This is a genomic window from Hyphomonas polymorpha PS728, assembly GCF_000685315.1.
GTDB classification, from domain to species: domain Bacteria; phylum Pseudomonadota; class Alphaproteobacteria; order Caulobacterales; family Hyphomonadaceae; genus Hyphomonas; species Hyphomonas polymorpha.
Window position 1 is genome coordinate 91631 of record NZ_ARYM01000001.1, and the last position, 12830, is coordinate 104460.

At 66.4% G+C, this 12830-nt stretch carries 12 protein-coding genes; 6 read left to right on the top strand and 6 right to left on the bottom strand.

The features are described 5' to 3' along the window. The first annotated feature begins 21 nt into the window (after positions 1-21). Entirely contained in the window at positions 22-2754 is a 2733-nt protein-coding gene (locus HPO_RS00535) for a ligase-associated DNA damage response DEXH box helicase (RefSeq protein WP_035593163.1), read from the top strand. Here the strand turns inward: HPO_RS00535 and HPO_RS00540 are convergent. From HPO_RS00540 to HPO_RS00550, 3 genes are all read right to left on the bottom strand, one after another. Then, positions 2744-4414, bottom strand: a complete 1671-nt coding sequence (locus HPO_RS00540; protein ID WP_035593165.1) for a saccharopine dehydrogenase family protein — start codon at positions 4412-4414, stop codon at positions 2744-2746. The two genes, HPO_RS00535 and HPO_RS00540, sit on opposite strands and share 11 nt — an antisense overlap. Beyond that, entirely contained in the window at positions 4407-4811 is a 405-nt protein-coding gene (locus tag HPO_RS00545) for a thiol-disulfide oxidoreductase DCC family protein (RefSeq protein WP_035593166.1), read from the bottom strand. The genes HPO_RS00540 and HPO_RS00545 overlap by 8 nt, the downstream gene beginning before the upstream one ends. A 112-nt stretch (positions 4812-4923) precedes the next feature. Then, on the bottom strand, positions 4924-5658 hold the full coding sequence (locus tag HPO_RS00550; protein ID WP_035593168.1) for a 2OG-Fe(II) oxygenase: 735 nt from the start codon (positions 5656-5658) through the stop codon (positions 4924-4926). 127 nt (positions 5659-5785) lie between these two features. Between HPO_RS00550 and HPO_RS20445 the strand changes: the two genes are divergently transcribed. From HPO_RS20445 to HPO_RS00575, 5 genes are all read left to right on the top strand, one after another. Beyond that, positions 5786-6541 (top strand): hypothetical protein, encoded by a 756-nt coding sequence (locus HPO_RS20445; RefSeq protein ID WP_157532582.1) that lies wholly within the window; start codon positions 5786-5788, stop codon positions 6539-6541. A gap of 231 nt (positions 6542-6772) precedes the next feature. Beyond that, complete coding sequence (pdeM, locus tag HPO_RS00560) at positions 6773-7507, top strand: ligase-associated DNA damage response endonuclease PdeM (protein WP_051612117.1); 735 nt, start codon at positions 6773-6775, stop codon at positions 7505-7507. Positions 7508-7608: 101 nt separating this feature from the next. Beyond that, the gene (locus tag HPO_RS00565) at positions 7609-8871 is read left to right on the top strand and encodes a SulP family inorganic anion transporter (protein ID WP_035593174.1); all 1263 of its coding nucleotides are present in this window, start codon (positions 7609-7611) and stop codon (positions 8869-8871) included. 60 nt (positions 8872-8931) lie between these two features. After that, positions 8932-9549, top strand: a complete 618-nt coding sequence (locus HPO_RS00570; RefSeq protein WP_035593177.1) for a S24 family peptidase — start codon at positions 8932-8934, stop codon at positions 9547-9549. 29 nt (positions 9550-9578) lie between these two features. Continuing rightward, entirely contained in the window at positions 9579-11036 is a 1458-nt protein-coding gene (locus HPO_RS00575) for a pyridoxal phosphate-dependent decarboxylase family protein (protein ID WP_035593180.1), read from the top strand. Here HPO_RS00575 and HPO_RS00580 read toward each other — a convergent pair. The 3 genes from HPO_RS00580 to HPO_RS00590 form a co-directional block, all read right to left on the bottom strand. Then, positions 11033-11320 (bottom strand): DUF1330 domain-containing protein, encoded by a 288-nt coding sequence (locus HPO_RS00580; protein ID WP_035593193.1) that lies wholly within the window; start codon positions 11318-11320, stop codon positions 11033-11035. The two genes, HPO_RS00575 and HPO_RS00580, sit on opposite strands and share 4 nt — an antisense overlap. Before the next feature lie 79 nt (positions 11321-11399). Beyond that, positions 11400-12323, bottom strand: a complete 924-nt coding sequence (locus HPO_RS00585; RefSeq protein WP_051612118.1) for a thioesterase family protein — start codon at positions 12321-12323, stop codon at positions 11400-11402. Continuing rightward, on the bottom strand, positions 12320-12805 hold the full coding sequence (locus tag HPO_RS00590; RefSeq protein WP_035593197.1) for a transcriptional repressor: 486 nt from the start codon (positions 12803-12805) through the stop codon (positions 12320-12322). Before HPO_RS00590 ends, HPO_RS00585 begins: the two co-directional genes overlap by 4 nt. Positions 12806-12830 lie beyond the last annotated feature (25 nt).

Consider the following 12830-nt stretch of genomic DNA (forward strand, 5'->3'; position numbering starts at 1 on the left):
TTGCCCTAGTTTAATCTTCCCATGGCCGACACCGCCCCGCTTCCCTTCCGCCTGCCGCCCGCCTTCGAGGCGTGGTTTGCCGCGCGCGGCTGGTCGCCCCGGCCCCACCAGCTTGCCTTGGCAGAGGCGTCGCTGTCCGGCACCAGCGCCCTCCTCATCGCTCCCACAGGCGGCGGCAAGACGCTGGCAGGCTTCCTCGGCACCCTGATTGAGCTTGCAGAGCGCCCCAAGTCCAACTCTGACATTCCCTCTCTCCACACCCTTTACATCTCGCCCCTCAAAGCCCTCGCCGCCGACGTTCAGCGCAATCTGATGACGCCGGTGTCGGAGATGGCGCTCCCCATCCGCATCGAGACGCGCACCGGCGACACCGCCCCCCATATTCGCCAGCGCCAGCGCAAGACCCCGCCGGACATCCTGCTGACGACGCCCGAACAGCTCGCCCTGCTGATCGCCTCCGATCACGCCGCCAGCTTCTTCGCTGATCTCAAATGCGTCATCATCGACGAGATCCACGCCATCGTGCCTTCCAAGCGCGGCGATCTCCTCGCCCTCGGTCTCGCCACGCTGGCCGAATGGTCCCCTACCTGCCGCTTCCTCGGCCTCTCCGCCACCGTCCGAGACCCGGAACACCTCGCCGGCTGGCTCGACGTGCGCAGCCTCGCCGCGCAACCTTCCACCCCTCCCGCCAAAGGGGTGAGGGGGCTTACAAGCAAAGCGCAGGCGCAGCCGCCCCTCGCCGCGGGCGAGGGAATAGCGGCGAGCAATCCAGAAAACCGTGTACGGATTATAGAGACCCCCTCCATTCTCACCCCCGACATCTCCATCCTCGTCTCCCGCGAGCGTATCCCCTGGTCGGGCCATTCCGGCCGCTTCGCCGTGCCGGAAGTCTATGAGGCGATCCGCGACGCCACGATGACGCTGGTGTTCGTCAACACGCGCAGCCAGGCAGAGCTTCTCTTCCAGGAACTGTGGGCCGCCAATGAAGACGGCCTCCCCATCGCCCTGCATCACGGCTCGCTCGCCCGTGACCAGCGCGAGCGGGTGGAGGCCGCCATGGCGGCGGGCCAGTTGAAAGCGGTCGTCTGCACCTCCACCCTCGATCTGGGGATAGACTGGGGCGAGGTTGATCTCGTCCTCCAGATGGGCGCCCCCAAGGGCGCGGCCCGCCTCATCCAGCGTATCGGCCGCTCCAACCACCGCATGGACGAAGCCAGCCAGGCCATCCTTGTGCCTACAAACCGGTTTGAAGTCCTCGAATGCCGCGCCGCCGAAGCCGCCGTCGAGGCCGGCGAAATCGACGGGGAGGGGCCACGAAACGGCGCACTCGACATTCTCGCCCAGCATGTGATGGGCCGCGCCTGCGGCGAAGGCTTCCACCTCGCCGCCCTCTATGACGAAATCCGCCGCGCCCAGCCCTATCGCGATCTCGACTGGGAAACCTTCGAGCGCATCGCCGATTTCGTCGCTACCGGCGGCTATGCCCTCAAGACCTATGACCGGTTCCACCGCATCGTCCGCCGCGCAGACGGCCTCTGGGTCGCCCGCACCCCGCGCGACAAACAGGCCCACCGTATGAACATCGGCGCCATCGTCGAAGCTCCCATGCTCAGCGTCCGCCTCGCCAGTTTTGCAGGGCAACCTTCTCCTCCCCCGCCTGCGGGGGAGGTGCCCCGCAGGGGCGGAGGGGGGCAGCCCAGCAATGCCAAGCCAACGGTCGCCACCCCCACAAGCAAAGCGCAGGCGCAGGCGCGCTCCGCCGCAGGCGGAGCAACAGCGCCGAGCAATAGAATAATACGCCCCGGCCGCAAGCTCGGCGAAATGGAAGAATACTTCCTCAGCCTGCTGACGCCCGGAGACACCTTCCTCTTCGGCGGTGAAATCCTCCGCCTGCTGGGTATTGACGGCATGGATGCCCTCTGCGCCCGTGCCCAGTCAGACAGCCCCGCCATCCCCACCTATAATGGCGGCAAGTTTCCGCTCAGCACCTTCCTGGCAGACCGCGTGCGCCACATGATCCACAACCGGGAAGCGTGGAAACACCTGCCAGACCCCGTGCGCGAATGGTTCGAGATCCAGGAGCTGCGCTCGGTCATTCCGCCGCCGGATCATCTGCTCGTGGAAACTTTCCCCCGCGCAGACCGGCACTATCTCGTCTCCTATCCCTTCGAGGGGCGCCTCGCCCATCAGACGCTGGGGATGCTCGTCACCCGCCGCCTCGAACGCGCCGGGGCCAAGCCAGTCGGCTTCGTCGCCAGCGAATATGCCATGGCCGTCTGGGGCATGGAGGATATGCGCGGCCTGGATATGGACGCGATCTTCCATCCGGACATGCTGGGCGATGATCTGGAAGAATGGCTCGATGAAAGCGCCCTGATGAAGCGCACCTTCGCCCATTGCGCTCAAATCTCCGGCCTCATCCACCGGAACCTTCCGGGGGCGGAGAAAAGCTCCCGCCAGGTCACCTTTTCAACCGACCTCATCTTCGATGTCCTGCGCAGCCATGAGCCTGATCACATCCTGCTGCAGGCCACCCGCGCCGACGCCGCCACCGGCCTCCTTGATGTGCGCCGCCTGTCAGACATGCTGGCCCGCATCCATGGCCACATCGTCCACAAGCCCCTGGCGAAGATCAGCCCCTTCGCCGTGCCCGTCATGCTGGAAGTCGGCCGCGAGCCCGTCTTCGGCGCCTCCGCCATGGAAGCCATCCTCCGCGAAGCCCAAGAAGACCTCGTCCGCGACGCTATGGGGTAGGGAGCGCAGGCTTCAGCCATCCGCGATAATGCGCCACGAGGCCAATCATCGGCAGGCGGATCGATACGTCAAACTGGCAGGCTCCGTCCCCTGTCACGCTCTCATATGTCTCGCTCACTGGCAGCAGAAAGCGGGGCAGGGGCACGCCAAATACGCGCCCGGAGTGCACGGGAAATGCCAGCCGCGCGCCCTCCAGGGTGAGCGGAATGGCAAACTCCATTACGCCAAACCGTTCACGGACCATGCCCGCCGGATCGGTCGTCGCCCGGCGTAGGTGAGAGCGGAACTTTCGGGCTCCGAACTGGCGCGTCCAGGTTTCGCCGGTCCGGGTCCGTTGCATGGTCACCAGCACGGGCACCGCGCGCCCAGCCGGGGGGAATCCGGCCAGCGCGCCGGCCATTCTTGAGAGCAGACCCCCGCCGCGTGTAATGTCTGCCTCGCCCCGCCAGTGATGTACATGCGCCACGCGGTGTAGCGTCTTGAGGGGCACAGGCAGCGCCCCGAATTCATCCCCCATCGCTGCGGCAAACACCATCGGCTGCGCCGCCGCCGTCTGCGCGGTGGTCACGCGCAGCGTCTTCAGGGCCGCCTCCGCTTCCGCCAGCGAAAACGCGCCAAGGCACGCCCTGGCGCCTGGCAATGTCTCGCCCGCAAGTATCTTCCCGGCCATGATCCGTGCCGGGACGGCCGGAATGTCGGGCCCGTCGCCTGCTTCGGCAATCAGGGTCCAGCTTCTGCGCTCGCACGTTCCCTGCGCCGTAAAGCCGGTCACCTCCACGCCCATCCCGCCCCGGTCGCTGCCAAACGCAGCGAGGCGTTCGGCCACCCATTTCAGAAGTCCCGTCCAGCTTTCCAGAGACCGGATCAGTCTCAGCGAGACGAGCTGCCCCAACGCCCACAGCCCGCCATGCATGAGTTTGAGGTCCAGCCCTGCGCTGAAGCGCACACTGGCTGCGCCATATCGGCCGGGCATCAGGCGCAGGTCTGGCGCGCCGATCGGGCTGGCCCACCTGCCTTTCAGGGGCGCGGTGCCGGGCGTCTCCAGCGTCACACTCCGGATTGACCCCCATCCGTTTACGGATTTCCACTGATCTCCCTCCCGCTGTTCCAACGGCTTTCCGGTTTGCGAGAGGATGGACCGGATGACGGATTTCCCCCTCGGCGCCCGGTTGCCCGGCAGGATCACCGTGTCGATCAGCGCAATTTCACTCAGTCCGGCAGCCAGCGCCTCCACCGCCGCCGAAGACAGGCCCGGCACGCTGGAAACGCCTGACAGGACCGTGAGCCCCCTGGCGGCCGCATCCGCGTCCAGCGTGGCAATGCCTGCGGTGAATGCGGCATCGTCGGAGAGGTCCAGATAATGCGCCCCGCAGGCGATCGCCGCCTGCGCAATGGCATAAGGCGCGTTGCCATAGGCCTGCCAAGGGCCCGCCGCATCAATCAGAATGGCGGGCGCCAGCGCGGCCACCTGCGCGGAAAAATCCTCCGTGTCCGTATCCAGTTGCGCGGGCGTGCCGCCTGCCTCCCGGCAGAACGCTTCGGCTGCCGCAAGATTCCGTCCCGCGACGACAACATCCGTATACCCGGCCCGGACCAGCGCGCGGGCCAGCCTTCCGCCGAATACGCCATATCCGCCGATGATGAGGATACGCCTATTCAATCAGCCTCGCCCGGATCTCGTCTGAGGGCAGGGGGCATTGCCCGCGCTGCAGCAGCTTGCGATTGTTCGCCACCCGCCGGTATAGCCAGCCGGCAACCGGCCGGGGCAGCGCGCGCAGAAGGCCCGCCGCCTTCCAGGGCCAGCCGATCGCCACCAGCGTCTCGGTAAACACATCCAGATTGCGGTAAATCCGCCCGTCAATGCGCAGCAGGGCTGTCTCCATCGCATCGGGATCAAGCCCCTCAGCGCGATAGATCGCCCGGCCCGCTTCTGATTGCGCCGTCATCAGCGCAAACCGCCCCTCCAGGTCATGCGCCACCAGAAACCGCACAAAGCGGGAGCAGAGCGCGCATTCGCCATCATAAACATAAAGATCCGTCGTCAAATGGTCGCGCATGGCCGGTTCCCATTATTGGCAGGATCATCCGGTAATCATCTGGGGTTGAAAATGCGTCAATTCCGCGCCGCCCGGGGGCTTATACGCCGCGCATCAGCCATCCTCCGCGACGCTATGGGGTAGGGGCGGGCGGGGGCCCCTGCCGCAGCCATCCGGTCACTGCCTGGCGCGCGCCCTTGGCAAAGGGCGCCACCGCGCTCACCGCATGCTGCTGAGGCACCTTGAAGAAGGAGAGCGTGTTGAACATCGGCGTGAACGCCTCCTGCACATGCCCGTCCTTTCCGGTAAACATCAGCAGGCCGCCCATATCGGCGTTCCAGTCTGGCGTCAGGTTCACCACGAACGCCGCAATCCGCCGGAACTCGGGCAGCTCGTCATCATGCGAAGTCAGGAAATGCCCGGCGCGGTAGCGTGTCAGCTGCCCATCGCAGAATGTCTCGCCCGCCACATAGTCTGCGCCCATGATGTCATGCAGCAGCGCAATGAAGGCTTCCGAGTTCAGCGTCTCGGCCATCTGCCGCAAGGGCCCATCGGGCAGCTTTCCGGCCCGCAGATTGTCATACAGCAGATGCCGTTCAAACCGGTACTGGAACCCCGCCCGCGCCTCGGCCGCCACCAGCTCCTCGAACGGCGCCAGCCGCTCGGCCGGCAGCGCCGCCATCTGCGCGGCGTCAAACTCCCGGTGCTGCCCCTGAATGCGGGTCACCAGCAGCCAGCCATCATGCTGCTTCGCCGTGTCCAGCACCGATCTGGCAAAATCCGGCTCAAAAATCCCCGGCACCAGCACGCGGCTGGTCCGGGCAAAGCGGTCCTTCAGGGCAGACAGATCATTACGGCGCGCGAGCAAGGAGGCCTCCGGGGCAGGGCATTGGCCGCAAGGCCTAGCCAGCCCCCGTCCTTCAGGCAACCCCCGGCCAGCTTATCCCGCAGGTTTGCTCGTGAAAAATCTTTCAAACACAGGGAGCTGACAGAAAATGGGCCACCCCTTGTCCACCCCCCTCTCGCTCATGCCTATACTTGCACGCATGAGCGAGACAGATCCGCAGACGGAAGATGAAACAGGCGTCGCCGCCCTCCTGCGCCGCGCGACCGGGCTGGCGCTGGGGCTCATGGCCATGGCGCGCGCGGCGCTTGCCCAGTTTGGCGCTGCGCCCCCGCCGGCGGCCTATACGCGGCTCATCCTGCGCCGGTTCGTGGTGCCGGCCGAGGCGACTGTGCGCCGCGCGATCCTCCTGCTGGCCGGCACGCTGCCCCAGCCTGTCCTGCGCCCGGCCGCTTCTGCGCGCCCTGCGCCGAAAGCTCCGCCCAAGGCGCAGCCGGGCATCCGCTATCCGGTCTTCTGCCTGACAGAGGCAGAGCCGCGCGCCCGACGCCCGCGCCCGGCGCCGGAGGCCGCGCTGCCCCGCATTCTTTTTCTGGACACGCCCACGCCGTCGCTCCCGGCGCCAAAGCCTCGTCCGTCAGCGGATGAAATTGAAACTGCCAGCCAGACCCGTCTCCTGCGCCGCCTCTTCGCGCTGGAGCGGGCTTATCTGAACCCCTGGCGCGAGGCACGCCGGTATCTGCGCCGCTGCGCCCGCGCCGAGGCAGATGGCAGGGCGCCCCACCGCCTCGCCTTCACGCGCATCCCCGGCGACACGCGCCATCTCTATGCGCCCTTCCGCAATGTCCTTCAGGATATGAACCTCGCCGCCCAGGATTCCCTCCGCTGGCAGACGGATACCTCCTAACCTGTTATCCCGGCCAAAGGCGGCAAAGCCGCCGATTGAGCCGGGACCACCTAACCGCCGAAGCAAAACCCCCCGAAGGCCCCGCCTCTCGGGCCAAAAGCGCTGCGCCTAATGCCCCGGCCCCAGCTTCGCCAGCGCCTCCCCCCTGTTCCGGGGTGGCATCTTCCTGCCCTGTTCCTCCTGCCGCCGCCCTGTTGACCCGGCCCCCGCGCCGCGCCAATCCTCCTCTGCATGACGTCCGCCCGCGCCCTTCCCAGTGAAACGCTGCTCCATCTGGCCGGAGAGCTGCTGACGCCGCTGCCGGAGGGCGGCCTCTGGTGGGCCGCGCGGCGGTTGCTGGTGGTGTCAGACCTGCATCTGGAAAAAGGCTCGAACTACGCGGCCGCCGGCCAGCTTCTGCCCCCTTATGATACCGGCGCCACCCTCACGCGGCTCGAAGCCCTCTGCGCCGCCCTGCGGCCGGAAACCATCCTTTCCCTGGGCGACAGTTTCCATGATCGCCAGTCGGAACATCGCCTGCCGCCGCCCTATGCCCAGCGCATCCGCGCGCTGACGGCCGCGCATGACTGGGTGTGGATCGAGGGCAACCATGATCCCGATCCCCCGGCCCATCTCGGCGGGCGCGCGGCCAGGGTGCTGCGCCTCGATGGTCTCGTCTTCCGGCACGAGCCGGAAGGGGAGGCGGGCGAGGTTGCCGGCCACCTTCACCCCGTGGCGAAGGTTTCCGGGCGCGGGCGCTCGGTCCGCCGCCGCTGCTTCGCGTCGGACGGCGCCCGCCTCGTCATGCCCGCCATGGGCGCCTTTGCCGGCGGCCTCAATATTCTGGATACGGCCTTTTCTGCCGTCTTCCCCGAAGGCTGCATGGCTTTTGCCATGGGGGAGGGAAGGGTCTATTCGCTGCCCCGCAAACATCTGATCCCGGATGTCCGCCCCGGCGGCGCGGCCTCTGGCGGCTGGCGGCTCTGACCGTTTCGGTGCGAATAACCGTCACAGTTGCGCGCGCCCCCGGCTTACTTTAGATCTTCCTGAAGTACGGACGCCCGCAAATCCTCGCGCCCGCCAGCGATGTGACCCCGAAACTCCTTACCACCCTCAAGACCTACACGCCTAAACTCTTCGCGGCAGATGCCTTCGCCGGTGTCACGGTCGCCATGGTCGCCCTCCCGCTCAGCCTCGCCATCGCCATCGCCTCGGGCGCGGAACCCGGCGTCGGCCTCGTCACGGCGATCATCGGCGGCTTCCTCATCTCTGCCCTCGGCGGCAGCCGGGTGCAGATCGGCGGGCCAACCGGGGCGTTCATCGTGGTTGTCTATGGCGTCATCGCCCATCACGGCTTTGACGGGCTGGTGCTGGCCACGCTGATGGCCGGACTCATCCTGCTGCTGGCCGGCGCCCTGCGGCTCGGCAACCTCATCCAGTTCATCCCCGAAGCGGTGGTCAACGGCTTCACCATCGGCATCGCCCTGATCATCGCCACCAGCCAGCTCAAGGATCTCTTCGGGCTGCAGATTGATAATCTGCCCGCAGATTTCCTGCACAAGCTGCCCGCCCTCTGGGAGGGCAGGGAAAGCTTCAATCCCGCCGCCCTCGGCATCGGCCTTTCCACCATCCTGCTGATCGTCCTCTTCCGGCGCCTCGCGCCCCGCTGGCCAGGCCTCATCGCCGCTGTCGGGCTCACCTCGGCAGTCGCCGCCTTCGCCCATCTCCCCGTCGATACCATCGCCAGCCGCTTCGGCGATCTCCCTTCCAGCCTGCCCATGCCCGGCCTGCCGGAGATCACGCTCGCCCGCCTGCGCGAGCTGCTGCCGTCGGCCTTCATCATCGCCTTCCTGGCCGGGGTCGAATCGCTCCTTTCTGCCATGGTGGCAGACCGGATGATCGGTGGGCGCCATCGCCCCAATGCGGAACTCATCGCCCAGGGCGCGGCCAATCTCGGATCGGGGCTTTTCGGCGGTCTGCCCGCGACCGGCGCGATTGCCCGCACCGCCACGAATGTGAAGGCCGGTGGGCAGACGCCGGTGTCCGGAATTGTCCATGCCTTGACCCTGCTGGTCATCATGCTGTCCCTCTCTGGCCTTGCCGGGCAGCTGGTTTTACCCGCCCTGGCCGGGCTTTTGCTGCTCACCGCCTGGAACATGTCCGAGCCGGACAAATGGCGCGATTATGCAAAACTCCCCCTGGAAGACCGGCTGCTCCTGCTGCTGACACTGGTGCTCACGGTCGCCGCTGACCTCACCATCGCCATTGGCGTGGGCGTCGCCCTCGGCCTCGCCATCCGCCTGCGCCGCCGCCATGTGCCGCCGTCCGACTGGACGCCCCCAACCCGTTGACGATAGGGAAAAATTCCTGCAATAGGAATATATTCCACCGTTTCAAAATGGCGCATCCTGATGCAGCACAAGGACATCTGGCGGGGGCTTGACCAGCTCGCCGCCCATCACGGCCTCACCCCCTCGGCCCTGGCCAGGCGGGCGGGGCTCGACCCTACCAGCTTCAACCCGTCCAAGCGCGAAGGCGCCGATGGCCGCCCCCGCTGGCCCAGCACCGAAAGCCTCGCCCGCGCCCTCGAAGCGGTCGGCGCCGGCTTTGACGATTTCGCTGCCCTGGTCGAAGGCCGCCGGGGGGGCTCGGCCCCCCTCATCGGCTTCGCCCAGGCCGGCCAGGATGGCTTCTTTGACGATGCCGGCTTCCCCGTCGGCGCCGGCTGGGAGGAAGTCCGCTTCCCCGGCCTCGGCGCCGAGACGGTCTATGCCCTTGAAATCAGTGGCGATTCGATGGAGCCAGCCTATCGCGCCGGCGACCGGATCATCGTCGCCCCCGGCGCGGAAGTGAAGATCGGAGACCGGGTCGTCGCCAAAACCACCTCCGGCGAAGTGATGGCCAAGGTGCTGGCCAAGCGCAACGCCCGCACCATCGAACTCGCCTCCCTCAACCCGGCCTATGACCCGAGGGAATTCAGGCCCTCCGAGATTGCCTGGATTGCGCGCATCCTCTGGGCGAGTCAGTAAGCGCCCAGTTTCCAAAGGCCTGTCCTCCCATGACCGACCCCAAATCACCCGCCCCCGGCCAGGGGCTCGACCCTGCCGACTGGGCCGCCTTCCGCCAGACCGCGCACGAGCTGCTCGACGCCGCCATCGACAAGATGACCGCCAATCGCGAAGGCCGCGTCTGGACGCCGTTTCCGCCGGAGATGAAGGCCGCCTTCGCGCGCCCGCTCCCGCAGGAAGGGCAGGGCGAGGCCGAGCTTGCCAGCCAGCTCGCCGCGCTACTCCCCTATGGCGTGGGCAACACCCATCCCCGCTTCTTCGGCTGGGTGCATGGCTCGGGCACGCCGCAGAACCTGCTGGCCGAAATCGTGGCCAGCGCCCTCAACGCCAATGCCGGCGGGCGCGATCATGGCGCCATTTATGTCGAGCGGCAGGTCATCGCCTGGTGCCGCGAGATGTTCGGCTTTCCCGAAACCGCCAGCGGCCTCATCGTTTCGGGCACATCGCTCGCCACGGTCATCGCGGTAAAGACCGCGCGCGACGCAGCGCTGGACTTCCGTAGCCGGAAGGAAGGTATCTGCGGCGACAGGCTGGTGGGCTATGCTTCGGCTGAGGCCCATGCCTGCAATCCGCGCGCCTTCGATGTTCTGGGCCTGGGCACAGAGGCGCTGCGCCGTATTCCCGTCAACGATGCCTATGAGATGGATACGGGCGCCCTGCGCGCCGCCATTCAGGCAGACCGGGACGCGGGCCTCACGCCCTTCCTCATCATCGGCACAGCCGGCACCGTCAACACCGGCTCAACCGATCCGCTGGCGGAGCTTTCCGGCATCGCAAAGGCCGAAGGTCTCTGGTTCCATATTGACGGCGCTTTCGGCGCGCTCGCCCGCCTCTCGCCCGAACATGCCAGCCGCTTTGCCGCCATCAGCCAGGCTGATTCCATCGCCTTCGATTTCCATAAATGGCTGCATGTAAACTATGATGCCGGCTGCGTTCTGGTGCGTGAGGAAGCCCATCACCGCCACGCCTTCTCGGATCGGCCAGACTATTTGAAGGGCACCGAACGCGGCATCGCCGCGGGCAATCCCTGGCCGGTGGAATATGGGCCGGAGCTGTCGCGCGGCTTCCGTGCCCTGAAGGTCTGGTCCCAGATTGCCGGCTTTGGCACGGAGCGCCTTGGCGCCGCCATTGCGACGAATTGCGCGCAGGCAGCTTATCTTTCAGGCAAGGTCGCGGCTGATCCGCGCTTCGAACTGCTCGCCCCGGCGCGGCTCAATATCTGTTGCTTCCGTCTGCGCCCGGAAGGGCTGGAGGAAGCCGCGCTGGACGCGCTGAACGAGGAAATCGTGCTGCGCCTTCAGGAAAGCGGCGTGGCGGCCCCTTCCACCACGCGGCTCAAGGGCCGCCTCGCCATCCGCATCAACCTCACCAATCACCGCACGCAGGAAAGCGATCTCGATCTTCTGCTCACGGAGATTGTGAGGATTGGGGAAGGGGTGCGCCCTTAGACGCCTTCGACGAAGATCACGCGATAGTCCGCCGCCTGATAGCGGTGGCCGCGCGCCTGCGTATAGGCGGGGCTCTCATACCAGGCCTTGGCTTCGGCCATGGTCGGGAAGGAGAGGATCACTACGCCATCGGCATCGGCCCCTTCGGTCACTTCATGCTTGCCATAAAAGGCCAGCGGCGTGATCTGGTGATCGCCCCGCGCGTCGGCGGCGGCCTTGCCATAGCGCGCCATCGCCTCGCCATCGCGCAGTTTCTCGCGGATCAGGATTACATAAGCGGCCATGTCGTTTCTCTCCCGTTTTGGTGCAGGCGGCACCATCGGCGGAGAGGGCGGGGCTTGTAAATCCCTGCCGTTGGGGCGGTCAGATCGTCAGGCCCTTCGGCGCGATCTTCTCCAATTCGCCCAGCATCTCGGGCGGGGCGGCCACGGCCTTGCGCGCGTCGAGGTCCAGCGTGATGGCCACCACCTGGCTCGTCGCCCAGGGGGCGCCGGTGGCCGGGTCCATCACCCAGTGAACAAGGGAATGGGTCTTGCCCACCACGCCGCCAAAGGAAGAGTGCGCCACAAACAGGTCGCCCGCGCGCGGATAGCGGTGGTAGCGCAGGCGGTATTCCAGAACGGCCGCGCCCATGCGCTTGCCGCCATTGCTCGTGCCCACGCGCATCCGCCAGTCGTAAAGCAGGTTCGGCACCATGTCAGACAGGCGCCCGATAAACCAGGAAGGTTCCATCCATCCGTGTACGCCGCAATGGCCGGGCGGCACGGCGCCCATGCCGATGCGCGGCGCGCCAACGGATTTGGCATAATCCAGCGTGATCTCCGAAACCGGCATTCCCGGCGCATCGGGATCAAAACTGCGGGGCAGGGCCTCTTCCGGCGTCTCGCCCTTCAGGGCTTCCATCCGGGCGCGGGTCTTGCGCGTCCAGGGAAAGGCTTCGCCTTCGGTCGTATCGATATGGCGGATCCGCGTGCGGAAAGAGGCCGCCAGCGCGCCGTCCGAGTGGCGCAGCTCCTGATACACCACCGCGTCGCTTTCCCCGATTTCCAGGATACAGCCGCGCATCGAAATCGGCTTGCCCGGAAGCACCTCGCGCACAAAGCGGATATGCTGGTCCACGGGAATGATGGTCGAGGGCGCATTCTGCCGGAAAGCCTCCGGCAGGCCCAGCTCATGGGCCAGGGCCACAAGGCCCTCCAGCTGTTTTTCGACATAGATGCGCACATTCATGTGCCCCATCTCATCGCAATCCCACTGGTTACAGCTACCCTGCCAGAGTGGGATCATGCGTGACATCTCCTGCACCGCCCGCGCACTTCGATCACGGCGCGGGTCATCTGGAAGCCGGCGGCTTCGGTTTCTTTTTTGAGCGCCTGGCTGGTGGCCACGGCGTGAAGTTCCTCGGCGTTCTGGCAGATATCGCAGATCAGGAACACCGCCGAATGATTATGGCTCGTATGGCCGCACGCCACATAGGCGTTGAGGCTTTCGATCTTGTGGACGAGGCCCGTCTCCTGAAGGAAGTCCAGCGCCCGGTAGATGGTCGGCGGCTTGGCCGCGCCTTCCCCGTCCAGATTGGCCAGCAGGTCATAGGCCTTTGCCGGCCCCTCATTCTCCAGCAGCAGGCGCAGCACCTTGCGGCGGATGCGTGTCATCCGCTGGCCCTTGCGGACCACCAGTGCTTCGGCCTCGGCCAGGAAGGCGTCCACATCCTGCGGGGCGCAGGGCGTGTTGGCGGAAGCATGATCATGAGTGTGTGACTGGGCCATGGCTCTAATGTCTGGTGTTTTGTGC

Excerpts from the sequence above, each read along its gene's own strand:
- HPO_RS00580 (WP_035593193.1), bottom strand. The coding sequence starts at position 11,320 with ATGGCCGCTTATGTAATCCTGATCCGCGAGAAACTGCGCGATGGCGAG.
- HPO_RS00590 (WP_035593197.1), bottom strand. The coding sequence starts at position 12,805 with ATGGCCCAGTCACACACTCATGATCATGCTTCCGCCAACACGCCCTGC.
- HPO_RS00535 (WP_035593163.1), top strand. The coding sequence starts at position 22 with ATGGCCGACACCGCCCCGCTTCCCTTCCGCCTGCCGCCCGCCTTCGAG.
- HPO_RS00585 (WP_051612118.1), bottom strand. The coding sequence starts at position 12,323 with ATGATCCCACTCTGGCAGGGTAGCTGTAACCAGTGGGATTGCGATGAG.
- HPO_RS20445 (WP_157532582.1), top strand. The coding sequence starts at position 5,786 with ATGGGCCACCCCTTGTCCACCCCCCTCTCGCTCATGCCTATACTTGCA.
- pdeM (WP_051612117.1), top strand. The coding sequence starts at position 6,773 with ATGACGTCCGCCCGCGCCCTTCCCAGTGAAACGCTGCTCCATCTGGCC.
- HPO_RS00545 (WP_035593166.1), bottom strand. The coding sequence starts at position 4,811 with ATGCGCGACCATTTGACGACGGATCTTTATGTTTATGATGGCGAATGC.
- HPO_RS00570 (WP_035593177.1), top strand. The coding sequence starts at position 8,932 with ATGCAGCACAAGGACATCTGGCGGGGGCTTGACCAGCTCGCCGCCCAT.
- HPO_RS00575 (WP_035593180.1), top strand. The coding sequence starts at position 9,579 with ATGACCGACCCCAAATCACCCGCCCCCGGCCAGGGGCTCGACCCTGCC.